Below are 572 nucleotides of genomic sequence, written 5' to 3'. Positions count from 1 at the left end.
TCGATCCCCAACTCCATCTTGTCGCCGGGCTTCAGATAGGTTTGCGGGTTCTGTCCCATCCCAACACCCGGAGGCGTCCCGGTCGAGATCACATCCCCCGGCTGCAGCGACATGAATTGCGACAGGTGCGAGATCACCGTGGCAACGCCGAAATGCATCGTCTTGGTCGAGCCGTCCTGATAGCGATGCCCGTTGACCTCAAGATACATCGGCAGGTTTTGTGGATCCGGCACCTCATCGCGCGTAACCAGCCAGGGGCCGATTGGGCCAAACGTGTCGGCAGACTTGCCCTTGACCCACTGGCCCGAGCGGTGCAGCTGAAAGTCTCGCTCGGACAGATCATTGACTACGCAATAGCCCGCGACATGATCCAGCGCGTCCTCTTCCGAGACGTATTTCGCCTCTTTCCCGATCACCACGCCCAGCTCGACCTCCCAGTCGCTTTTGACCGAGTTGCGGGGGATTTCGACAGTGTCATTGGGACCGATGATGGCGGATGTGGCTTTGAAGAAGATGACTGGTTCGGCGGGCAGCTCCATGCCGCTTTCGGCGGCGTGGTCGGCATAGTTCAG

Annotated in this window: 1 protein-coding gene; it reads right to left on the bottom strand. The window is 59.8% G+C overall.

Features of this window, described 5'->3' with window-relative positions; genetic code table 11:
- On the bottom strand, nucleotides 1-572 hold a 572-nt coding region (locus tag ACR0DB_RS22620), incomplete at both ends, for a fumarylacetoacetate hydrolase family protein (protein WP_480553098.1).

It is taken from the genome of Ruegeria sp. AB6 (assembly GCF_056542685.1).
This window is presented reverse-complemented; position numbering and strand designations above follow the sequence as displayed.